Source organism: Kitasatospora sp. NPDC056783, from assembly GCF_042789895.1.
Classification (GTDB): domain Bacteria; phylum Actinomycetota; class Actinomycetes; order Streptomycetales; family Streptomycetaceae; genus Kitasatospora.
Window position 1 is genome coordinate 1 of the sequence record NZ_JBHUAF010000052.1, and the last position, 23,341, is coordinate 23,341.

Here is a 23,341-nt window from a genome sequence, read left to right on the forward strand (position 1 = left end):
CAGCAGATGCTGCGGACCCCCTTCTTGGTGTTGACGCTAGCTACGGCCAGCTTGGCTTTACTGGATCGTGGTCACCAGGTTCTTCTGAAACCATCCAGCCAGGTGGGGGCGCTCGGCCGGGAGGCTGGCCAGGTACTCGGCCAGGCACGCGCTGATGATTTCGAAGGGCTTCGCTTGGATCCCCTGAATCGACTCCATGAGGTCCATCATCCGGGTAAGGCGGGCGTTGACATCGGCGCGCAGCGAGCAGACTGGCCTGTAGTTCGGCATGTTGGCGCTCTCTGGATCGCTCAGGATGTAGCGCCGGTAGGCCAGGCCCTTCTGGGCCAGCTCGTAGACATAGTCCCGTTCGTCCTCCATGGCATCGAGATCGACGCCCTTCGGGTCGAGCGGTCGGAGCACCGGCTCCAGCGCAGCGTCGACGTAGGTAGCTGTCGTCAGCTTCGGCCGCTGGAGCGTCAGCGTCTTGATGAGTGCCTTGTCGGCTGCTGACTGCGTACCGACCTGATCCGCCGTGAGGCCGTACAGGTTGATGTTGCGATTCTCGAAGGGAAGGGCATTCAGCTTGGAAGCGCTGTAGACGGTTAGGAGAGAGGCGTAGTTCGGAGCGGTCTGTGCCAGCTCGAGCATGGCTTCTTGATTGCGCTGCCGCGGCTGGTCCGGGTTGAACGGCTCGGTGGGCCTGCGGCGTCCCGGCCGGCGGGCCGGGACGCCGGCGAGCGAACCGGTAGCTCGTACAGCTGGAGTGGCTCCGTTTCGCCCCCATGAGGTCGCACCCGATGACCGCTCCAGAGCTCCGCCGGACGGGGGTTCAGCTGGCTCTCCGTTGTCGAGCGGTGAAATAGGTGTGGAGGACTCCTTCCGATCCTGTCCGGAGTGATGGTCGTCAGGTGCCTGTTCCTTTTGCCTTTCCACCACCGAGTCGAGGACCGGAGCGACAGGAGACTGTGGGCCAGGAACAGTACCCACAGCCGGTGAGCTCTCAGCGACGACAACGCGTACACCGGAGTCGGCAGCAGTGGCGACCACGGAAAGTCGCTCAGTCTCTCCTGCCTCCGATGGGCCACTTTCCCCAGTGATCACGCCGTGCTGCGACGGGACGGAAGCCGCCTTGGGGGACGTCGGCAGCGCAAATCCGCGAGGGGGTTGGTAGTCGTCCTCCTCGTCCTCGTCATCCGGCCCGAGATTGAGGGCGGGAACGATCAGGTGCGAGTTCTTGGGATCCGGATCCTGCTTGGGACCGCTCCTCGACCCCTTTGCCATATCCGCTGCCTTGGTGGTGGTGGGCTTGGTCACGACGCTCCCTGCAACTGGTCGTCACGGAGTTCGATGTTGCGTTGACGCACTCGGGTAATCACTCCTCGTGCCAGGTTTGAGTAGTCATCGGCGAGCTTTACTGATGCCTCCGGGTCTGCGTAGCGGCCGTTCTCATCCCGGGGCCGAGGAACCAACATGCCGTTCTCATCCCTGAGTTCACCCGTCGCAGCGAGGGCGAACTCACGAGCCGGCTTGCCGTGATTGCGACAGAGAGTGGCGATCGAGCGTGCGTCGCGGACGTACTCGTCCAGGACCATGTCAGGGTTCATGTTCGCCTGAGTCAACAACGTCTCGATCTTCGCGCGAACGTTGAGCAGTTCCTTCGTTGCGTCCCCGTTTACCTTCCGGAACCCCAGGAACACGATCGCCGCGAGATCAACTTCAGGGTTAAGGCGGCGGTTGGACCGGATCAGTCGCGTGATCGTGCCCAGTCCGCCCAGCGCGGCGTTGTCCGTGTTGTGGATGGGCGCGACCAGGTGTGTGGCCGCCGCCAGTCCGGTTCGCTGGATGGACTTGTCGCCGGGGGCAAAGTCCAACACGATCCAGCGATACAGGTGTGAGATCTGCGCGAGCAGAAGCGCGAGCATCAAGTAGGCAGCAAGAGAGTGCGCGTCGGACAGCTTGCTGATGCGCGCGGCGATGTCGGCACAGTGCCTTCCGGACACTGTGGCGTCTAGGAACGGGCGGAGATCCTTAATGACCTTGAGGTTTCCGTCATTCGTGATCGCGTCGCGGAGAGACTTCCCGTGATCGTCGAACTCTCTAATGAGAGTCGAGGCCTCCGCCTGAGCGTCGGCCTCGGTGTCGCTGTTGCGGTCGCGCACCATCTTAAGGATCTTGGCGTGAAGGCCGAAGTCTGTACGACTGTCACCGTTTTGGTCGAGCTCGATGTACAGAACGGGCTTGGCCGACTTGCCCTGTGCGCTGCGGAGAGCCTGTTCCTCCGCCAACATGTAAGCCAGGTTTGTGGCGAGAGTTGTCTTGCCTTCGCCGCCCTTGCCGATGGTAACGCCGATCACGTTCCGCAGGAACGGACGGAGGTAGTCGACGAGCTCCTGGAGCGCCGCGTCGTCAGTCATGTCATCGAAGTCGGCGATCGCTCCGAGTCGACTCTGCAGTTCGGTGTATTCGTAGAGTTCCAAGACTTCTCCGCTGTCGCGAGATGGCCACGAGGGCCACGCGCTAGCTTGCCCACGACGGCTGCACTCATCGGCAACCCGCCTGCGTGTCCTCGGCCGCGACCATACACGGGCAGACGACTCGATGTCACGTCACATCAGAGCGTGTCCGTGCATGTTGACATGAAGCTCTCTCAATCGAACCTCTCTTCCTTCAATTTCTGGCACATCGGAAAATGAATCTAATTCAGCCGACGCATGTCGAGCTGTCAATTCGGTTACCTGGATGACTTGCCGCTAGAGCCCCATTGGAGACCTTCAGGAAGGAGGGAATCGAGCGGATCGTAAGCCCCGATGGGCGAGCTGAGTGTGAGAGTGAGTAAGTGAGTGAAGTATGTGACTTTGTGAAACGTGCAGGTCAGAGGGCCTCTTTACTAGATCTTTAAGTTTTGCGAGTGGTGTGCTGGCCTGCAACGCAGCATGTCCATGTCATCAACTCGGCTGGATCTGGCGGATGACTTGCAATCGTGAGGCGAGAACAGGCTCGATTCCCGACGGTGAATTCCATGCCATTGCGTCTGATTCGTTGGTGGACTGTGCGGCATGTGATCGCGAGCGCGCCGTTGTTGTTAGTGACCTCGCGGAAGCGGACACGAGGATGAACAGATCGTGTGGCGGGTTCGGGAGTTGGGGAGAGTAGGCCTGCCGGCCCGTGTCGTATCTGTGTCAGCGAAGCGGGAGCATGACGGCTCAACGGGCGTCTGCGGTCGCAGCGAGGGCCGTGCTGCCCAGTTGTGTCGTCGCGCCCGCCCGCAAGAGCGACGCCGAGGTTGCAGCGCTCTGTTGGCAGTGCGGTGTCAATGGCGCCGCTGAACGTGCTCGTGCATGCCGCGTGGCCGACGGTCATGTTCGGCGCACGGCCATGACAGAGCCAAGACGCAGCGGTCCAGTGAAGGCGTTGGCGAACGGGGCCTGGTGGAGGTCTGCGCTCGGTGGTGACCAAGGGGGTGTCTCAGAGGCTGGACCCGGCGCGGTCGGCGCCGCTGGGTGTTGGCCCGTGAGCGGACCGGGCGTGAGCGCCGGAAGGCGGCGGCCGCCGAGCGGCGGGTGCTGGTGGAGGCCGGGAGGCTGTGTGGACCGTGGGGCTGCGCGCTCGGCCGGACCGTGTGCGATGCGCGGGTTCCAGTGGGCCGGGCCCTGGCCCAGATCCACGAGGCGCTGGCGCTGCGGCCGACGGCGGGTGAGTCGTGAGCGCGGGTGGTGCGCCAGTCAAGGGGGAGGTGTACTCGCACCGCGCGCCTTGGGCGGGCGTAGCGAGTTGGTGGACCGGGCACGAGGTGTTGGTGCGGTTGGCGGAGGAGGTGGGGTACGCGCGTTCCACCCAGGAGGCGAGCGACAAGCGGCTGCAGAAGAAGGGCTGGTTGGTGAAGCTCCCGTCGAGTGGCGGCAGCGAGAGGTGGCGCAGGCCTGCGGTACCGACGGGATGGGTGAGCGGCGCCGGCTACGGCACGTCCGCGAGCGGGAGTTGTACCGGGCGTGGGTGGCCGAGCGCGAGCTGCGGGCTGTGCAGAACCGGCGTTCCGACCGGCCGCCGCTGGTCCTGGTGCCCGAGGGCGTGGTCGATCCGGACACCGGCGAGCTGGTGGACGAGCGATGGCGTGGTTGGGACACCAGCGATCCCTGCCGGCCGGTCTGGCGGGGCGGCGACGAGGGGCATGCGGCGTGACGGGGCGTGCCTGTCTCACGGCGCGGGTGCGGGTTCGGCTATGCGTTCACCAGTACGGCCAGCAGCGCGCCGGTGAGCATCGCCGGGCCGAAGGAGGCGTCCCGGCGACCGCGGCTCCTGAACACGGTCAGCAGCGTGGCCGCGTACGCGCCGAAGAGGAAGAACGCCGCCGCCACACCGTGCACCAGGTCGATCCAGCCGTACCAGCCCAGCACCGCTCCCACGGTAGGCGCCAGCTTGGCGTCCCCGTAGCCGTTGGAGGGGGCTAGCGCGAAGAGGAAGAAGACCAGGCCCAGGACGGCCGCGCCGATGCCGGCACGCAGCAGGGGCCCGGTCGAGCCGGAGGCCGCGGTCAGGGCGAGGAGGATGATGGCGGTGCCAGCGGCGGCGGTGCCGGTGAGCGGGTTGGGCAGGCGTTGTACCGCGGTGTCGATGACGGCCAGTGGGGTGCCGCAGGCTGCGAGCCACAGCGCCGGCAACAGGTGCGTGTCGACACCGAGGACGGCGACGAGTGCGGTGAACGATCCGGCGGCTATCAGTTCCGGTATCAGTGGGGCAGCGCCCAGGCGGGCCCCGCAGCCGCATCGCCCCCTCGGGGACAGGGCTGGGCCCGAGCGCCAGGTGAAGCGCTTCTGGCAGGCGGCGCAGCTGCTCGACCACGGCTGGCCGTCCGGGACCGCGAGGCGCGCGATCGTGGGCCGCAGCGCCCAGCCGGTCACGCCGCCGGCTACGGCGGCGGTGACGAGGGCGGTCAACGAGGCCATCAGCGCTACTCCTACTGGTCGGAGCCGGTTTCGGGTGCACGAACGATATCGGCCGGGCCGTGGACGGTGGCTCGGGGGTCCTGTGTGAGGCGACGGTCGGCTACATACACTGCTCACCTCGAAACGTTCACATCATCGGGTAGCGAACAAAATGTTCGGGCCTGATGTCACACGGTGGGCCAGAATCCGGCTTCTAGGTCATGAAGGGGCGCCGTGGCGCCCACGAGGACCAGGGGAACGGGGACGGAACTGTGCGAACGGTACGAGCAGGCGCCCGTCGCGAGGACGCGCGCCAGGACCGACCGGCGATCAAGTACGCCACGTCCGCAGCGGGTGCCGGCCCGCGCACCGGCGGACGCGACAGGGGAGGGCCCGGCATGTCGTCGTCAGCCGTCGAATGGACGCGGGGTCGTAAGGCCACGCTCGTCGTCATCGGCATCGGGGCCAGCATCATCGCCGCGATCGGCTTCTGGGGCTCGTACTCGGCGGTCAAGGAACTGGCGCTCAGCAAGGGCTTCGGCGACTTCTCGTCCGTCTTCCCGATCGGGATCGACGTCGGCATCGTCGTCATCCTCGCACTGGACCTCTACCTCACCTCGGTCCGCCTCGGGTGGCCGCCGCTGCGCTATATCGCCTGGGTCCTCACCGGCGCGACGATCACCTTCAACGCGGCCGCTTCCTGGCCCGACCTCCTCGGATCGGCCATGCACACGGCGATCCCGCTGCTGTTCATCGCAGTCGTCGAGGCGACCCGCAACGCCCTCGCCAAGATCAACAAGCTGGCGGAGCGCCGACGGCTCGACTCCATCCGCATCCCCCGGTGGATCATCGCGCCCCGCTCCACCTTCCGGATCTGGCGCCGCATGGTGCTGTGGGAGATCCCCGACTTCCAGACCGCGCTGCGCCTGGACCAGCAGGCCCAGCTCCTGCGGATGGAGCTGCGGGACCAGTACGGGCGGGGGTGGCGGCGCAAGGCCGGCCGCGACGCGCTGCGCCCGCTGCGCAACCTGCGGGCCGGTGTGCCGATCGATGCCGAAGGGCTCACCGAGCCGGCCATCCCCGTCCTTCAGGTCCCGCCGGCCTTCCAGCTGGCCCCCGCGCTCGAGGACCAGCCCGTTCCCGACCGGGTCAAGCACCCGGCAGCCGAGACGTCGCCCCCGCACGACGAGCGCGCAGATCCGTCGCCGACGGCCGTCCCGACCACCACCGCCTCCATCACGCCGACCGCCATGCCCGGAGTTGACGTGCTGCCGCCGGCCGACATCCCGGCCCCGAGCCCCATTGCCGCCCCGCCGGCCGCCGACGCCCCGCTGTCCCGTGTTCCCTCCTCGGTCGCTTCGGTCGCTGTGTCCGAGCCGGAGCCAGCTGCGGTGGTCGAGCCGGCTCAGCCGCAAGCCGCTCCGCTCGACCCTGCCTCGCCGACCGAGCCCGCACCGGCTACCGCGCCGGCAGACGAACCCGCGCCGGCTCCGGTGAACGACACCACGCAGCAGCGACCTGAACCGGCCGCCGTTGACACCGAACCCGACGCCGACCCGTACACCGCGGATGAGGACGAGGACCTGGCCGACGAAGCAGACGGCGACCAGGACCTCTTCGGCGACGACTCCGAGAAAACGGAGGAACAGCACGAACGCGCCGAGCGGATCTACAAGGAGCACCTCGCCGCCAACAAGAGGATCAGCGGCGCCGAGCTCGCGCGTCAGGCCGGGTACAGCCCGGCGCACGGGCGCCGACTCCTGGCCCGGTTCGGGAAGGAGTACGGCGAGATCGTCCCCGCGTCGTCCATCTCCTCCCAGGGGGAACTGGGCAGCACCGCCCCCGAGCCCGCGCTGACCTGATCGCGGCGCACCGTGCTGGCGAGTCCGTGCGCGGAACGGCTCTGCCCGCCCCTGGGCAGGGACGGGCAGAGCGGGCCGGCGCCGTGCCCCGTCAGCGCCGGGCGCCGACAAGGAAGCTGATCCAACGCCGGACAGCGCGGCGGACCCTGCCCGGCTGCGCGGTGTCGATGCCGGCGGCCTGGCGAGCGTGCTCCTGGTGCACCGCGAGGGGCGGGACCAGAGCGCGGAGCCGGAAAGGTGCACCAGCCGCCGCAACTCGCTCGGGCGTCGTCGCAGGCCGCGGGCCAGGCACGCGTGAACGGCTTGCCGCCGTCATCGTCCCCGCCGCGGCCGATGCGATGCCGGGCTGCGGGGGCACCGGCAGGATTACGTCGGCGAGACCGCGCAGCGACCTGACGGCTGCACGAACCCTGGCCCGGTGGCCGGCGGGGGCCGGACACCGGCGCAGATGCCGGAACCGGGCGGTGTAGGCGGGATCGGTGCGGGGGCCGCACAGCTCCAGAGGGAGCCCGCAGGCGAGGCAGCGATAGCGCCCGGCAGCCAGCCCGCGGGGCAGCGTCCTCGCCGCGGCGGGGAAGGACACGAGGTCGACCAGCTGTCCGGCGCCGGTGTCCAGCGCGACGTCGCCGCAGCGGTCGCGCCCCGGGCGCGGTCGGCGCGCCGGTGTGCACCTCCCGACCGAGGGGAGCCCGCCGCTGTGGATCCCCCTGCCGGCGGGGTGCCCGAGCGGCACGGCGGGTACCGGCGCGAGGGGCAGTGCGAGCTGCTGGTGTGCGGGCCGGGGGCCGGGAACCGGGCGGCGGGTGGGGAGGGGGAGGGAGGGACGACGGCGCAAGGGTGGGACTCCACTTCGGCGGGTGGGAGCGGGACGAGACCCAGCGTTGTCCCGGCGCGGTTGTCCGTCCCGGCGCGCGGCCGTTCGCCCAGGTCATCTGCGGACATGGCCGGACCCCGCCGGACATGGCCGGACGCCACCGGACAATTCAGCACCCCAAAACGAGTGCTCTCAGCCACCGCGGCGTGACAGTCCGTACGCTTGGCGGTGCCATGCCGGTGCACGACAAGAGGTGGGGGAGCAGTGGGGGAGACGAGGAAGCCGGGCGGGCGCGGCTTCGGCCCGATCCAGGCCGCGACCGCGGAGGGCCGGGACCTGGCCCTGTACCTGCGCGACCTGCTGAGCAGGACCTCCTACACCTTGCGGGACCTGGAGAGGCCGGCCCGTTTCGGCAGAACCCAACTCAGCGCGTACTTCAGCGGCGCCCAGGTGCCCGAGGCGCCCTCTCTCGAGAGGATCGTGGACCACCTTTCGCAGCCGCTCGTACGCGAACGCAACCTCCACAAGGCCCGGGCACTGCTGCGAGCCGTCCAGGCCGCGACCGCCGCTCCGATTCCCGCGCAGCCGACGCCGCCTGAGGCCGAGTCCGTCGGCGACTCCCCGGCCGGCGCCCTCGCCCTGGTGGCCGCCACCGCACAGGACCAGGCCGCGCGCACCCTGGAGGAGCTGACCAAGGCCCAAGCACGCAACGACGAGCTGATCACCGAGCGGGACCAGGCGCAGCAACTCGTGCTCGCCTTCAGTGTGATGACCGCCAACCTCCAGCGCCAGATCGACGAAGCCGCAGCCCGCCAAGACCCCGAAGCCGACACACAGCTGGAGGAACTCAAGGCCCAGCTCGAAGACGTCCACGCCAAACTCGCCCAGGCCCGGGTCAGTCGAGACGAGGCCGGCGAACTCGCCCAGAGCCTGCAACTGCGCACCGCCGAACTCGAGGAGCAGGTCGCTCTGCTGCGCCAGGAGACCGATGCAGGCCCGGGAGCCCCCGCCGCCGGCATCGGAAGCGTCGGGCTGCCACCGGACGTACAGGAAGCCTTGTTCCAGCAGGACGTCGAACGGATGCTCCTCAGCGCCCAGCAGTTCCTGGACAGTGGTCAGGCGGCACGCGATCACACCCGCGACGAGTGGGGACTGGCCGCCACCCTCCGCACCGCGTCCAGCCCCGCCGCCCGCTGGCGCACCGCCGCTCGCCTTCAGACCCGCATCCTCGGTTGCACCGCGGTCGTCGTCGGCACCGCCGGCCGCCAACTGGCGGTCCACCACCACGCGCCACCGGGCTGGCCGCCGCTGCTCACCCTCACCGCCGTCATCGGCCTGCTCCTCTGCGGCGACCTCGCCGCCCCCGCCGCCCGGTTCGCAAGGGCGCTTCACGCGTGGCTCCTGGCACAACCTCTTGCGCAGCCCGTGCGGTTCAACGCCCAGGACCTGGCCCGGCGCGTCGGCCGCGCCGTCGTCGGAGCTCTCCTCGCCGCTCTGGCGTTCGCCCTGGAGGCCACCACCGACGGCCGATCAGCGGGCGTCTGGTGGATTCTGCTGCTGCCGACCATGGCGTGCTGCGCGGGGTTCATCGCCGTCGGGGAGGACCAGGAGCTGCGGACCGTCGTGCAGGAGGCGATCGGCCGCTGGGCCGCGCAACTGCAGGCCCCGCGAGCGCGCCGAGGCACTCGGGAGATGCCCGCGCAATGGAGCGACTCCGAGTGGCTCACGGCACGCCGGGCCGAACTCGGCCAGGCCCTGCACAGCGATTGGAGGCAGACCGCGCTGTGGATCAAGGCGGTGTTCGGCGTCGGGGCCCTCTACACCCTCTTCATGGCCTTCATCGCCCTGGTCCTGCTCGTCCCCCTGGCAACGGCGCCGGCGGTCGCCTCGCCGGAGATGCCCTACGCGTCCTTCGCGAGCGCGGTCGACCTGCCGGTGCGCGCCTACCTGGCCGCCCACACCGACGGTCTGCCCGTCACCGCTCCCGCCGTCCGCATCGTCTGGCTTGTCGCCGGCGCGGCCCTCGTCCTGATCGGCTGCGTCACCCGCAGCTTCGGCGCCAGGGTGACCTGGATGCTGTGGGGACTCGCGACAGCGGGCATGGTCTGGTGGGGCACCGAGGGGCCGGCCCGCCAGGTGGCGACCGGGCTCGCCGTCCTGTGGTGGGGTCTCGCCTCGGTGGCCGCACTGCGCGGCCTCGGAACCCGGGCCCGCAGAGGCGAAGTGATCATCAACGGCGGTGTCATCGGCGGCAGCGCCAACGTCCACTAACGCAGGGCCAACCGGGGGACCGCGGCCTGATCCAGGCGGACACAAGGCCCCTCGCTGTGTCACTACTGGTGCTCGCACGGGAACGGAGAAGCGGCGTGGAACGACAAACGGCAGACGACCTGGTCGCGGTCTGCGACCACTGTCTGACGCCGATCCCTGACGGCGCCGGCGTCCTCGAGATCGACATCGCCGCCGCCGACCGCGCACTGCGACGCTGGCGCGTCAAGGCGGGCCCGGACCCGCTCGCGGTGTACGCCACCACGCCCGGCGCCCGGCCAGTGCGGTGGAGCACCCGCCACCACGACTGCGGACGTCCGCCCCGGTCGCCCTACACGATCACGGTCGAACGCATCCGCACCTGGCCCGGACTGCTGCACTGGGGCAGCCACCTCGCCGACAAGTACTGGCTTCCCGCCACCGACTGGCACGACCTCACCGGCAGAGCGATCGAACCGCTGCGCGCCGCAGTCAGCGGCATCCTGCCCGCACACCCCCGAGACCCGCACGACGGCCCTGTAGGTGACCGACCGCGATGACCACCACCCGTCCGCCCGACCGGCCCCGAACCCGTACGGGCTGGGCACGACGATGACCCGTACCGCGTGTGAGCTGCGGGTTCATCGCTGACTCGAATGGGTGACGGGTCTGCGACACACCGAATTCGAACTTGCATTCGATAGGTCGAACGTTCGATTCTGGGGGTGTGGAGACGACGATCAGCGCCCTGGCGGCCCAGCTCCAGCCGCCCCGGCCGACACCCGCGGTGCCGGTCCTGCCTGCCCTGCAAGGTCTGCTCCCCGACCGCGGGCTGCGCCCGGGGACGGCCGTGCGGGTGAGCGGCAGCACGGCGCTGGCCCTCGCCCTCCTCGCGGCGGCCACGACGGCAGGCACATGGTGCGCGGCCATCGGCGGCGAGGGCCTTGGTCTGGTCGCCGCCGCAGAAATCGGCGTCGCACTCGACCGCCTCCACCTGGTGGATCGGCCCGGCCCCCACTTCGAGGACGCGGCCGCCGCCTACGCGGACGCCGCCGGGATCCTGCTGCTGCGCCCCGGCCGACCGCTCAGCGACCGCAGCGCCGCCCGGCTCACCGCACTGGCCCGCCGCCACGGCTGCGCCCTGGTGGTCGACGGCCCGTGGCCTGCACCGCACGTGCAGCTCCAGGTCACCGCGCGCCAGTGGACCGGCGTCGGGATGGGCCGGGGGCGGCTGCGCGGCCAGCGGGTGCTGGTCGAGGTCGGCGGCCGCGGCGCCGCCGCCCGGGGACGCCAGGTGGGTCTGTGGCTTCCGGATGCCGACGGCCGGGTCCGTCTGGACGCCCCGGCACAGCGCCTGCACGGTGTCCGGGCGGGACATGCACAGCTGGCGGTCGCGCGATGACCGGGTCCGAGGCCGCGGCGACGAGGTCGGTGGTGGTCTTCTGCCCGGACTGGCCGGTGACCGCCGCGCTCGGCGCCGGCGGCGACGCCGAGGGACGGCTGGTGGCGGTGGTGGAGGGCGGCCGTGTGCTGGCGGCCTCCCCGGCCGCCCGGGCCGCGGGCGTGCGCCGGGAGATGAAGGTCCGCTCCGCGCAGGCCCTGATGGACGGCTTGGAGATCCACGACCGGGTGCCGGACGACGAGGCCCGGCTGTTCGAGCAGGTCGCGGAGGCGGTCGGCGCACTGGCCGCGCACCTGGAGGTGCTGCGGCCCGGGATCTGCGCGGTCCCGGCCCGTGGTGCGGCACGGTTCCACAGCGGCGAGGAGGTACTGGTGGAGCGGCTCTACGACGCGGTCGAGAGCGCCGGCTTCGAGTGCCGCATCGGGATCGCCGACGGCCTGGTCGCCGCCCAGCTCGCCGCCCGGGCCCAGCTCGTGGTGCCCCCGGATGGCAGCGCGGCGTTCCTCGCACGGTTCCCGGTGGGCGAGGTCGCACCGCCGCGGCTGGCCGACCTGCTGGTGCGGCTCGGTCTGGAGAGCGTGGGGCGCCTCGCGGCGCTGCCCGGCGCCGCGGTGTCGGACCGGTTCGGCGCGGTGGGAGTGGCAGCGCACCGGCTCGCGCGCGGCTTGGAGGCGCGGCCGGTGGTCGCCCGCCCGGCCGGGACGGACCTGGTCGCCGAGGTCCGGTTCGAGAGCCCGCACACCGCGGCGGAGCCGATGGTGTTCGCGGCACTGGGGCTGGCCGAGCGGATGCACGCCAGCCTGGCCGGCGCCGGTCTGGGCTGCGAGCGGTTCGCCGTGGAGGTGGAGTGCGCCGACCGCAGCGAGGCCTCGCGCACGTGGCGCCACGAGGGCGCGCTGTCCGCGGCCGCGGTGGCCGAACGGGTGCGCTGGCAGCTCCAGGCCTGGCAGTACCAGCGGCGCTTCGACGAGCGGGCCGGTGGGGTGGTGGCGCTGCGCCTAGTGCCGGACGGGCTTTTCGCGGATCCGGGCCGGCAGCTGTCGCTGCTGGACGGGAACCGGGAAGCGCTGGAGCGGATGGAGCGTGCCGCCGCCCGGGTGCAGGCCATCCTCGGGCACACCGGCGTGGTGACGGCGCAGCTGGCCGGCGGGCGCGGGCCGGGGGAGCAGGTGGTCCGCACTCCGTGGGGGGACGCGCATCAGGAGCAGCGGGCGGAGGGTCCGTGGCCCGGGCGGCTGGCGGCACCGTCGCCGGTGCGGGTGCCGGCCGATGTGCAGCGGGTGCGGCTGCGGGATGCCGAGGGCTGTGAGGTGCAGGTCACCGCGCGGGCCGATCTGGTGTGCGCTCCGGCGGTCCTGGTCACCGAGGGGCGGGAGCTGGCGGTGAGTGGCTGGGCCGGGCCGTGGCCGGCCACTGAGCGGTGGTGGGCCGAGGACGGCTCCCGCGTGGCCCGCCTGCAGGTCACCGTCGTCGACGGCCGGGCTTTACTGCTCGCCGTCGAGGGCGGCCGCTGGCGCCTCGAGGGTGCCTACGACAGCTGACCGACCTCCCGCGTGCCGTGAGGGCGCCCGCCCATCCCCGGGGCTGGCCCCGCCGCCACCTTCGAATACCACCAGGACCACCCGTGCCCTTCGACAGCAACCGCGAGACCCCGTGGCGCGAGCTGCACCGCCAGCTCGCGGGCGGCATGCCGCCGGACGCCGACCGGACCGTCGTGCCGTTCCCCACCCGCACCGGCCCCGAACCGTCGCGCACACCACCGCGACCGAAGCTGGCCGGGACCGGCTGGGCCGAGCTGCACGTCCACTCCACCTACAGCTTCCTCGACGGCGCCAGCGACCCCGCCGACCTGGTCGACGAAGCCGCCCGGCTGGGGATCGAGACCCTGGCCGTCACCGACCACGACGGCCTCTACGCCGCCGCGGTGCTGGCCGCGGAGGCCCGGCGCGCCGGTATCCGCACCGTGTTCGGTGCCGAGCTGACCCTGGACGCCGCCCTCGCCCCGACCGGTGTGGCCGACCAGGACGGCGAACACCTGCTGGTCCTGGCCCGCGGCGCCGAGGGCTACCGCCGTCTGGCCAAGGTGATCGGCGACGCGCACCTGGCCGGCGCCGCCAAGCGCCGGCCCCGCTACGACCGCGACGACCTCACCAACGCGCACGGCGGCCACTGGGCCGTGCTGACCGGCTGCCGCAAGGGCACGGTTCGCCGGGCCCTGGAGAGCGGGGGAGAGGCGGCCGCCGAACGGGAACTGCGCCAGCTGGCCGACCGCTACGGACCCGGCAACGTCTTCGTCGAGCTGACCGACCACCAGCTGCCGGGCGACGACGAGCGCAACGACACCCTGGCCGCCCTCGCCACCCGCACCGGCCTCACCACCATCGCCACCACCGCCGCCCACCACGCCTCCCCGGCCCAGCTGCGCCTCGCCCAGGCCCTCGCCGCCCTGCGCCAAGGCCGTTCGCTGGCGGACGCGGAGCCCTACCTGGCCGCGGCGGGCACCGCGTATCTGCGCTCCCCATGCGAGATGGCCGCCCGCCTCTCGCCGTGGCCGGGCGTCCAGCAGGCCACCGTCGATCTCGGCCGGGAGCTCGCCTTCGACTTCCGCGACATCCGCCCCCAGCTGCCCGGCTTCCCCGTGCCCGAGGGCCACACCGAGGCCAGCTGGCTGCGCGAGCTGACCCACCGCGCGGCCGCCGGCCGGTTCGGGAGCGAGGACCGGCGCGCCCACCAGCAGATCGACTACGAGCTGCGCGTCATCGAGGACCTCGACATGGCCGGCTACTTTCTGATCGTCCACGACATCGTCGACCACGCCAGGGCTGTCGGGATCTGGTGCCAGGGCCGCGGGTCGGCCGCGAACTCGGCGGTCTGCTACGCGCTGGGCATCACCGCGGTCGACCCGATCCGCTTCGGCCTGCTCTTCGAGCGCTTCCTGTCGCCGGAGCGGGACGGCCCGCCGGACATCGACCTGGACATCGAGAGCCGCCGACGGGAGGAGGTGATCCAGTACGTCTACGAGCGCTACGGCCGTGCCCACGCCGCGCAGGTGGCGAACGTGATCACCTACCGCCCGAAGTTGGCGGTGCGGGACGCCGGCCGGGCGCTCGGCCACCCGGTGGGCGACCTGGACCGGTACGCGCGGGAGGTGGGCTGGGACATGCCGCCGCCCGACGGCCCGGTGCCGGCGGACGTGCGCGAGCTCGCCGGCCAACTGCTCGGCCTGCCGCGCCACCTGGGCATCCACTCGGGCGGCATGGTGCTGACCCGGGACCCGATCAGCGAGACCTGCCCGACCGAGTGGGCCACGATGCCCGGGCGCAGCGTGCTCCAGTGGGACAAGGAATCGGTCGCCTCCGTCCCGGGCCTCGTGAAAATCGACCTTCTCGGCCTTGGCATGTTGTCCGCCCTGCACGACGCCTGCGACCTGATCGCCGAGCACCACGGCCGCCGACTCGACCTCGCCACCATCCCGCCCGACGACCCGGACGTGTACGAGATGCTCTGCAGAGCGGACGTCGTCGGGACGTTCCAGGTCGAGTCGAGAGCGCAAGCCAGCGCACTGCCCCGACTTCGCCCGAGGACCTTCTACGACCTGGTGGTGCAGGTCGCCCTGATCCGGCCCGGTCCGATCCAGGGCGGCTCCGTGCACCCCTACATCGCGCGCCGCAACGGCCGCGAGAAGGCGACAATCGCGCACCCGCTGATGGAGCGCGCCCTCGCCAAGACCCTGGGCGTGCCGCTGTTCCAGGAACAGATGATGCAGCTGGCCATCGACTGCGCGGGGTTCACCCCCGCCGAGGCGGACCGGCTGCGGCAGGCGATGGGCTCCAAGCGCTCACACGAACGGGTCGCCGAGCTGCGCGAGCGCCTCCTCGCCGGCATGGCCGAGCGCGGCATCCCGCCCGAGGTCGCCGAGGACATCTACGTGAAGATCGAGGCGTTCTCCAACTACGGCTTCCCGGAGAGCCACGCCGCCAGCTTCGCGCTGCTGGTGTACGCGAGCGCCTGGCTCAAGTACCACTACCCGGCAGCCTTCACCTGCGCCCTGCTCGCCAACCAGCCCATGGGCTTCTACTCGCCACTCACCCTGATCCAGGACGTCCGCCGCCGCGGCGTCACCGTGCTGCCCGCGGACATCAACCACAGCAGCTCCCGGCCCACCCTCGAACCGCTCGCCCCGGCCGGCGCCGAAGGCGCAACCGGGGCCGGCGCTCGGGTCGCGATCCGGCTCGGCCTGGCCTCCGTGCGCGGCCTGGGCGACGAGCAGGCCGACGCGCTCGCGGCCGGCCAGCCCTACGCGGACCTGGAGGACTTCGCCCGGCGCACCGGCCTGTCCGAGCCCGCCCTGGAAGCACTCGCCACCGCGGGCGCGTTCCACAGCCTCGGGCTGAACCGACGCCAGGCCCTGTGGTCCGCCGGCCTGCTCGCCCGCACCGACGCCGGCATGCTCCCCGGCACCGCACCCGCGCTGACGGCACCCGACCTCGCGCCGCTGACCGCCGTCGAGGAGACCATCGCCGACCTGTGGGCCACCGGCAGCTCCGCCACCGCCCACCCCGTCCAGCACGCCCGCCCGCACCTGGACCGGTGCGGCGCCCTGACCGCCGCGATGTTCAAGAAGACCGCCGGCAACCGGCTCGTCTCGGTCGGCGGCCTGGTGACCCACCGCCAGCGCCCGCCGACGGCCGGCGGCGTGCTCTTCCTGTCCCTGGAGGACGAGACCGGCCTGATCAACGTGGTCGTCCAGCCCCACGTCCTCGAACGCAGCCGCAAAGTCGCCCTCCAGAGTGCAGGTTTGCTGGTCTACGGGACCGTGGAGCGCCGCGACGGCGCAGCCAACCTGGTCGCCACCCGCCTGGTCCCCCTCACGCTCGCACCCGGCGCGCGCAGCCGCGACTTCCGATGAGCCGCCCACCCGGCCGCGCGTCAACGGTGCAGGTCACCGCCGCAAACCCGCTGGGCGCTGTCGGCGCCGCAGGTTAGAGTCCACGTCCAAGATCACGCGAAAGGGCGCGCCATGGCCGACCCCAACACCGCCACCGACCCCAACCGCAGCCACGTCACCGGCGAAGCCGACCTCACCGACCGCCAGCGAGCCGTCCTGGCCTTCCTCGAATCGTTCCTCGCGGAACACGGCTACCCGCCGGCCATGAGGGAAATCGGCAAGGCCGTCGGCCTGTCCAGCACCAGCTCCGTCAGCCACCAGCTGCGCCGACTCCAGGACCTCGGGCACATCGAACATGATCCGCACCGTCCCCGCGCGTACCGCCTGCCCGCCGCCGCGCGGATCACCGAGGCCGCCGGGACCGGGGTGAGCGTGCCGCTGCTCGGCCGGATCGCCGCCGGCCAGCCGGTCCTCGCCGACCAGAGTGCCGAGGACCGTTTCGAGCTGCCCCGACGCATCGTCGGCGAGGGCGAGCTGTTCGCGCTCACCGTGCGCGGCGACTCAATGGTCGAGGCGGCCATCTGCGACGGGGACTGGGTCACCGTGCGCCGCCAGCCGGTCGCCGAGAACGGCGACATCGTGGCCGCGATGATCGACGGCGAGGCCACCGTGAAGCGGCTCAAGCGCGAGGACGGCCGCATCTGGCTGATGCCGCACAACCCGGCGTACGAGCCGATCAACGGCGACAACGCGACCATCCTGGGCAAGGTCGTCGCGGTGTTCCGCAGTCTGTGATCCGCCGGAACCGGGTAGACCGACGCCTCCCGCCCGTTGACCGAGCGTCGCGGCACGGCGGAAGGTGACCACTACCCGTCTACCCGGCCGGCCCCGGCGAAGCCCTTCTCGATGATCTCGGCCACAGCGAACGGCACCGCCGTGCCCAGCACCAGAAGGCAGGACACCTCACCGAACGCCGGGGCCCAGCCGTAGACGAACTCCGGGCCCTGGTCACCATGGAACGCCAGATGGAACAGCACGACGCCGACCACCCCCGTCACCAGGATCTGGGCCACAGAGCCCGCCACGCTCGCGTGCCGGGCCATCGCCCGGTGCCGATGCGCTGTCAACGCTCCCAGAGCCGACAGCGACGACGCTGCCACCCATGCGTCCGCCACCCCGAACCCGGCCTCAGCCCTCAACCCGGCCGCCACGAGCGGGACCACCGACGACCACACGCCCATCCCGACGAGCACCGCCGCCACCCAGGCAACCCGCGCCCGCCCACTCCGGGAACGCGCCGAGCCAGTCACAGAAGCCGTCACGGGAGCACGGTACCGAGCAGCGCCACATCGTCGAGCCGTTCCGCGCCAACCGTCCTCCGAACGAGTGGCCCTGGGACCGGCCAGACCTCCCCATGCACCGTCCCGGGACCCGCACGACGGCCCTCTGGGTGACCGGCCACAGTGACCCGTCCTCCTGCTACAGGCCATGCGACAGGACACGTCAGACCTGAAATGGCAGCGGATGCCGGCCGTGATCAGCCGCCAGGCGTACCCGGCGCTCGGCGGCAGTGGCGCGCTTGCCACCTGGATCCCGGTCCTGCTCGGCCCGCTCTGCGCACCGGGCACACCCGGCGTCGCTCCCGACCACGATCCCCTCACCTCGCGCCGGCCACCGCCGTTGCTGCCCGCGGCAGCGGCTGCTGGCCAAACTCGGTACACCCGACACGGAGTACTGGGATCATCATGCGATCGATCAGCAACGACGTGCGAGGGGCGCCAATGGAGAGCAGCAAGACGGTGCGGGCCGTGGTCCTCGACTACAAGGCCGTCTTCCGGACCGGCACCACCACCACGCACCCCGGGGTCGCCGAGCTCCTGCACTGGACGGTCGAACGGGGCCTGTCCTGGGTCCTGCTGACGAACAACCCGTTCGACGCGGCCGCCGCGTGCGCGGCCGCCAAGCTGCCCGCCCCCCGGCTCCACCTCACCCGTGACGACATCCCTGAACGCAAGGGCCGCGGAAGCGGCCTCTGGTTGACCGAGGTCGCCACCCGCCTCGGGCTTCGCCACAACCAGCTCCTGATGGTCGGCACCACCAAGTGGGACTGGCTCACCGGAATCAACGCCCACACCCTGTTCACCAACGCCCTCTGGGCCAAGGCACCCTCCGAGCCGTTCACGGCGCTGCAATCCGCCGGCCCCGACGACGTCCGCACCCTGCTGGAGCACTTCCTCCTCGTCGAGCCCGAGTGGGCGTTCAGGCTCGACGACGAGGACAAGAGCTTCCAGATGCGCTCCCTGCTGCTGCCCGACATCCGCCTCGGCTCCTCCAAGCCCTCCGCCTCGTTCAAGCTGCAGGACGTCTTCACCCGGGACGGAGCCGTCGAGATCGCCGACTGGAGCGCGCGCGAGTACCTCATGCTCCAACTGCTCTGCTCCGCCTACCTGGACGGCACCCTCCCGGGCGGAACCCGGTTCGCGGTCTACCCGAGCAGCACCCCGGGCAAGGTGAGCGCGCAGATCGGCGAGTTCCTGGAGCGCGCCAAGGTCGTCGTCGGCTCCCACTACAAGCCCGACCTGCTCGAACGCGTCGCCCAAGCCCCCGACACCAGCCTGGAGCGGTGGAAAGCCCGCGAAGGCCGGCCCGCCCAGGACGTGTCGATCGCCACCCAGGCCCGCACGGTGCGCGTGAACCCCAAGTACCGCGGCAAGCTCGACGGCGCCACCGTCATTGTCTTCGACGACTTCACCACGGCCGGCATGTCTCTGGACTGGGCCCGCACGCTGCTCACCGAGGCCGGTGCCGGTCAGGTCATCGCCCTGACCATCGGCAAGTACCGCAAGCCCCACACCCACTACATCCCCCGGCCCGGCACATCGATCGACCCGTTCGAGGCGAACGACGTGACGGCCGCCCACTTCGACCAGGTGCAGGCCGACGCCGACTGCACCATCGGCCCGGAGGCCCGGATCCACGCCTCCGTCCAGCACATCCTCGCCGGCACCCGCCACGTCATCCCGGCCACCGGCAGCCTGCCCAAGGCGCCCGCCGCCGGGCCGGAACGCACCGTCCCTGAGCTCCCCTTCAACACCGCCCGCGAACGCGACCTCGGCGAGCAGCTCGCCAAGCTGCAGGACCAAGGGCTTCTGACCTGGGTCTGGGACGGAGAGCTCGACAACTACTGGGACGACGACCCCGGGCCGATGTGGTGGATCAGGGCAGCGGGCCACGCCGATGCCTGGTACGACATCGACGCCGCCGAACAGGTCGTCTCCGCGGTGAGCGCGACCGCCGGGATCCCGTGGAAGCCCGCAGCCTGCGACAGTTCCGCCTACTACGGGCTCCCTCCGGGCACCCTTCCCGAGGCCATCGGCCGACCCGCGCCGCTCGGCGGCCGCATGTGGCCCCGCCCGCCGTACGCGAGCGACCGTGAGCGCCACCTCGGCGAGCAACTGGACCAGCTCCAGCTCCAGCGGCGTCTGAAGTGGCTCTGGTCCGGCGCGAATGTCTTCACGACACGCCCCGGTGGGGACTCCGGGTCGTGGTGGATCGCAGTGCGCGGCCAGGAGTCCGCCTGCTACGAGATCGAGGAGGCTGAGCGTATCGCCTCGGCGGTGTCCGTGGCGGCTGGCCTCAGCTGGAAGCCGGCGGCGGTGTTCCCCGGACCCGCGGTCCGACCGCCCGCCGCCGGCAGCTCCACCCCGCGCGGCAGGCTCCTGCCGATGCCGCCCTACCGGATCGCCCGCCAGCGCCACCTCGGCGAGCAGCTCGGGGCCCTCCAGGACAGGGGCCTTCTGACCTGGCGCGGAAGCTTCGTCATCCCGCCCGGCAAGGACACCACCACCGCGCTGTGGTGGATCACGCTGCCGGGCCAGGCCGAGCAGCTGCACGAGACCAAGGCCGCCGAGGACGTCGTCTCCAGGATGTGCGCGCAGGCCGGCATCGTCTGGGAGCCGGTGGCCCACCCCGGTGGCGAGAGGCAACTCGCCGAGACCCTCAAGCGGATCAAGGCGCGCCGCGCTCTCCAGGCGTAGCCCACGACCGCGCGGTGGTGCGGTCCTCGCCATCCGGGGACGGGGGACCGCACCACCGTGGACCGCTACGCCACCAGGGCCAGCCAGTTCTCGGCCGAGGGCCAGCGGCGCGGCCTCATGTACTGCCGGATGTCCAGGACATCCGCGCAGCGCCCCTCGATCGCGTCCAGGGCCTCGGCCGGGACCCGGTCGGTCAGGTGCAGGACCCGGACGGACGCGAACACGGCTCGCTTGGCGGGGTCGACGTGGTGGCTGTCGAGCCGGCCCAGCAGTCCGTCGAGACGGCTGGCCTGCCCGAGCCAGCGCAGCCGTCCCGCCCGGTCGGTGATCAGGTAGATGCCGGTGGTGATGTCGAGCTCGCCGAACTGCCAGCGGTCCGCCCAGGAGCGGGGCCTCAGGTAGGCGTGCGTCAGGTGCCGGCCACCGGCCAGTGCGAGCGCTCCGAGCCGGGGCGCGGTGAGGACGGGCCCGGCAGGCAGGATGGTGGTCACGAGGCGCCGGCGCCTTCCTTGGCGAGGAACTGCTCGGTGGCGGAGTCCATGAGGGTCGCGCCGCCGAACTGCATGCCGGTGATGGTGCTCTGCAGGTTCCGCAGATCCTGCATGGCGTAGTTGAGTGCCTGTTGCAGGGCCCGGGTCTCGTCCTCGGATGCGTCCTTCAGGGCGTCCTGCCCGGCGGCGTGCCCGGCCGTAATCACCTTGCGTGCGGCGTCCAGGACCTTGAGGACGGTGTGAGGCAGGGAGTCGGTGACCGTGCGGAGGAACTCCGCCCTGGCGGCGAGCAGCACCTCATGCGGGGTGGGGTCCGGCTGGGTCGGCTCGGTGTCGTCGGTTTCGCTGACCCGTCCCTCGGACTTCCTCGGACGCGGAACCTTCGGGAACTCGGCGTCGAACCAGAGGCGGTCCGCCACGGTGCCGTCGACGGCCTGGCCGTCCGCATCGACCTGCCGCGGCGGGGTGCCGCTCTCGCTCGACCGGGCGAGTTCGAACATCAGCCGGACCGCCCGCGCCGGCTGCAGCATCAGAGCCTTGCGCGCGTCGACGGCGCTGCGCCGGATCCGGTCGGCCTGGGCGCCGACCGAGCCGCGGTCGGCGTCGATGATCTGGTGCTCGGCCAGCCAGTGGATCCCGCGGGTGATGAGGAAGCTCTTCAGAGCCTCGGGGCCCGTGAAGGCGTCGACGAGAGCGCTTTGCCAGCTGGGCAGGTCCGCCATCGACCCGCGGTTCCGGATGAAGCCGTTGAGCAGTTGGCCGTCCAGGACACGGGGGTTCCACCGGTGTCGGTAGCCGTCGCTGATGGCCGCGGAGACCATGCGGAGCCGGTGCCGGACGTGCTCGGCCCGGCTGTCCGCTCGCTGTTCCGGCTCACCGAGCACCCGGGCGACCGCCCTGTCATGGGCCGGGTCCGCCGGGAAGGTCAGGCCCAGCAGCCGGCGGTCGCGCAGGTCCCGGGTGTCCACCACCCCGATACCGTCCCCCACGCTCGCAGGGATGGGGGCCTCGGCGGCGAGCCAGGCCCGCTCCTCCTCGCTGATCAGGCCGTTGCTGCTGGCGTCGCGCAGGACGGCTCGCATGTCGGCGCCCGACTTCTCGCTGATGCTGTAGTCGAGCGGCGGACGACGGTGGTCGGCCCGGTTCGGGTCGAAGACCCGGTTGTGGAACTCCTCCGGCCGGTCGGTTCCGACGATGATCTCCAGGTGCACCGTGGCCACGCGGGCCGCGTTCTGGGCGATCTGGTGCAGCCTGTGGCCTGGGTCGTCGTACGCCTCGCGCAGCCCCGTGGCGTAGGCCGGAACCCAGGTGGCCGGGTCGGCGATGAGCGGCGGCTGCAGTTCGGGATCGCGCAGGTTCAGCAGCGAGCGGTCGATACCGAAGGCGACGTCCTTGGCGGTGAGCCCGTGCAGGGCCAGGCGCGCCCGGGAGCGGTTCGCGCCCTTGATCGCGGCCAGGACCGTCACCCGCCGGATCACCGTGGCCCCGTCATGGCTTTGCACGATGGTGCGCAGCAGCGGGACGTGGAGGGTCGACTGGTTCTGCCCGTAGATCTTGAGGTCGTCCCGGAGGCTGTACCCCCGGTCGCTGTTCCCGTCGTCCTTCAGCGCCTTCTCGGTGATGCCGATCAGGTTGCTGAGCGTGCCGGCGGGAACCGGCTCGCTGGTCGTGACGTAGGGCAGCGGCGTGCCGTCTGGGCCGGTTCCGGTGACCAGGAGCGGCAGCATCCTGGCGGGGTCGGGGTCGGGATGGAGCGGCGAGTCGAAAGCACTGCGGTGGCGTTCGTTGTACTCGACATGGGCGCCGGCAAAGCCGTGAGCGGTGACGCCAAGGACACGCAGGCCGGTCTGGCTGTCGGGCTTGATGAAGCCGGGCCGCAGACGATAGACGTCCTCCCCTCGCGGCTTGACGAGGTAGGTCTTGGGACGAACGATGTACGGCGCGATCGCGTCGGCGATCTCCAGGGGAAGCCCGGTCTCCAGGGCCAGTGCCTCGGAGAAGGCGCGGGTCCAAGTGGACCTGTCGGCGCCCGGGAACGGGTTCGGGAGCGGCTCGTCCATCTCGTCGTCGGCCGCGGGGATCACCGGATCGGTGAGCGTCATGGTGCGCTTCCTGTTGAGCAGGCGGGCAGCCCGGTCCTGCTGGTCCGGGCAGAGCACAGGGCCCGGACCCCGTGGAAGCTCAAGGGGCCGTTCTGTTCCAGCGGTCGCACGCCGAAGGCGATCTAGACGCTGGACTCGTCCGTTCCCCCGCCGTATGGGCGCGACCGCCGGGCAGCCATTGCGCGCTCCCTCGACCTGGATGGGCCACGAGGGGAAGACGGAGAACCGGCATTGAGCCGAATGCTGACCGACACCCTAGCGCACCAAACACATCCTCCAGCACAGTAGTTGACGAATCGTCACCGCTCGCGATAGGGCGAGTGGAGGATGATCGGGCGTACCAGTTGCGGTACAGAGATCAGACTCGGCGGCCGAGCAACGGCCCCTGGAGGCCGGTCGACGGTTACGACTTCCGGCAAGCGCCGCCATGGCACGGCCGCGACGGGAAAACGCTGGTCGGGTCGCAGGACTTCCGGGCCCTCATCCGTCCGGGTCCACGATCCCGGACACGGCGGCCACACCACGAAAGCAGCGGGCCGCGAGCAGAGATACGGGCTGCTCCTCCAGGCAGCCCGCCCTCCGGCCGGGGCACCA

15 protein-coding genes are annotated in these 23,341 nt (G+C 71.2%); 9 read left to right on the forward strand and 6 right to left on the reverse strand.

Annotated elements, in window-relative coordinates; all coding sequences use genetic code 11:
- Window positions 1-57: 57 nt before the first annotated feature.
- Window positions 58-1,296, reverse strand: a complete 1,239-nt coding sequence (locus tag ACFRMQ_RS11075) for a hypothetical protein (RefSeq protein WP_380729339.1) — start codon at window positions 1,294-1,296, stop codon at window positions 58-60.
- Entirely contained in the window at window positions 1,293-2,459 is a 1,167-nt protein-coding gene (locus ACFRMQ_RS11080) for a ParA family protein (RefSeq protein ID WP_380729341.1), read from the reverse strand. The genes ACFRMQ_RS11075 and ACFRMQ_RS11080 overlap by 4 nt, the downstream gene beginning before the upstream one ends.
- A gap of 1,459 nt (window positions 2,460-3,918) precedes the next feature.
- On the opposite strand from ACFRMQ_RS11080, the gene ACFRMQ_RS11085 reads away from it, so the two are divergent.
- Window positions 3,919-4,161, forward strand: coding sequence for a hypothetical protein (locus ACFRMQ_RS11085; RefSeq protein WP_380729343.1), 243 nt, complete (start codon window positions 3,919-3,921; stop codon window positions 4,159-4,161).
- Between the two features lie 38 nt (window positions 4,162-4,199).
- Here ACFRMQ_RS11085 and ACFRMQ_RS11090 read toward each other — a convergent pair whose 3' ends face one another.
- Window positions 4,200-4,925 (reverse strand): prepilin peptidase, encoded by a 726-nt coding sequence (locus tag ACFRMQ_RS11090; protein ID WP_380729345.1) that lies wholly within the window; start codon window positions 4,923-4,925, stop codon window positions 4,200-4,202.
- A 377-nt stretch (window positions 4,926-5,302) separates the two neighbouring features.
- Between ACFRMQ_RS11090 and ACFRMQ_RS11095 the strand changes: the two genes are divergently transcribed.
- The 7 genes from ACFRMQ_RS11095 to lexA all read left to right on the forward strand — a co-directional run bounded on the left by ACFRMQ_RS11095 (window position 5,303) and on the right by lexA (window position 16,912).
- Entirely contained in the window at window positions 5,303-6,766 is a 1,464-nt protein-coding gene (locus ACFRMQ_RS11095) for a DUF2637 domain-containing protein (RefSeq protein ID WP_380729347.1), read from the forward strand.
- Window positions 6,767-7,844: 1,078 nt separating this feature from the next.
- Complete coding sequence (locus ACFRMQ_RS11100) at window positions 7,845-9,851, forward strand: hypothetical protein (RefSeq protein ID WP_380729350.1); 2,007 nt, start codon at window positions 7,845-7,847, stop codon at window positions 9,849-9,851.
- 95 nt (window positions 9,852-9,946) lie between these two features.
- The gene (locus tag ACFRMQ_RS11105) at window positions 9,947-10,387 is read left to right on the forward strand and encodes a hypothetical protein (protein ID WP_380729352.1); all 441 of its coding nucleotides are present in this window, start codon (window positions 9,947-9,949) and stop codon (window positions 10,385-10,387) included.
- Window positions 10,388-10,554: 167 nt separating this feature from the next.
- The gene (locus ACFRMQ_RS11110; RefSeq protein ID WP_380729354.1) at window positions 10,555-11,229 is read left to right on the forward strand and encodes a hypothetical protein; all 675 of its coding nucleotides are present in this window, start codon (window positions 10,555-10,557) and stop codon (window positions 11,227-11,229) included.
- Complete coding sequence (locus ACFRMQ_RS11115) at window positions 11,226-12,770, forward strand: DNA polymerase Y family protein (protein ID WP_380729356.1); 1,545 nt, start codon at window positions 11,226-11,228, stop codon at window positions 12,768-12,770. The genes ACFRMQ_RS11110 and ACFRMQ_RS11115 overlap by 4 nt, the downstream gene beginning before the upstream one ends.
- Window positions 12,771-12,853: 83 nt before the next feature.
- On the forward strand, window positions 12,854-16,138 hold the full coding sequence (locus tag ACFRMQ_RS11120; protein WP_380729359.1) for an error-prone DNA polymerase: 3,285 nt from the start codon (window positions 12,854-12,856) through the stop codon (window positions 16,136-16,138).
- A 111-nt stretch (window positions 16,139-16,249) separates the two neighbouring features.
- Window positions 16,250-16,912: a transcriptional repressor LexA gene (gene lexA, locus ACFRMQ_RS11125; RefSeq protein WP_380729361.1), complete on the forward strand. Its 663-nt coding sequence runs from the start codon at window positions 16,250-16,252 to the stop codon at window positions 16,910-16,912.
- Window positions 16,913-16,983: 71 nt separating this feature from the next.
- On the opposite strand, the gene ACFRMQ_RS11130 is transcribed toward lexA, so the two are convergent.
- Window positions 16,984-17,379: a hypothetical protein gene (locus ACFRMQ_RS11130; RefSeq protein ID WP_380729365.1), complete on the reverse strand. Its 396-nt coding sequence runs from the start codon at window positions 17,377-17,379 to the stop codon at window positions 16,984-16,986.
- Between the two features lie 519 nt (window positions 17,380-17,898).
- On the opposite strand from ACFRMQ_RS11130, the gene ACFRMQ_RS11135 reads away from it, so the two are divergent.
- A complete protein-coding gene (locus ACFRMQ_RS11135; protein ID WP_380729367.1) occupies window positions 17,899-20,154 on the forward strand; it encodes a hypothetical protein in 2,256 nt (751 codons plus the stop codon).
- 65 nt (window positions 20,155-20,219) lie between these two features.
- On the opposite strand, the gene ACFRMQ_RS11140 is transcribed toward ACFRMQ_RS11135, so the two are convergent.
- Both ACFRMQ_RS11140 and ACFRMQ_RS11145 read right to left on the reverse strand, forming a co-directional pair.
- Window positions 20,220-20,645 (reverse strand): hypothetical protein, encoded by a 426-nt coding sequence (locus tag ACFRMQ_RS11140; protein ID WP_380729370.1) that lies wholly within the window; start codon window positions 20,643-20,645, stop codon window positions 20,220-20,222.
- The gene (locus ACFRMQ_RS11145; protein WP_380729372.1) at window positions 20,642-22,747 is read right to left on the reverse strand and encodes a hypothetical protein; all 2,106 of its coding nucleotides are present in this window, start codon (window positions 22,745-22,747) and stop codon (window positions 20,642-20,644) included. The genes ACFRMQ_RS11140 and ACFRMQ_RS11145 overlap by 4 nt, the downstream gene beginning before the upstream one ends.
- Between the last annotated feature and the right edge of the window lie 594 nt (window positions 22,748-23,341).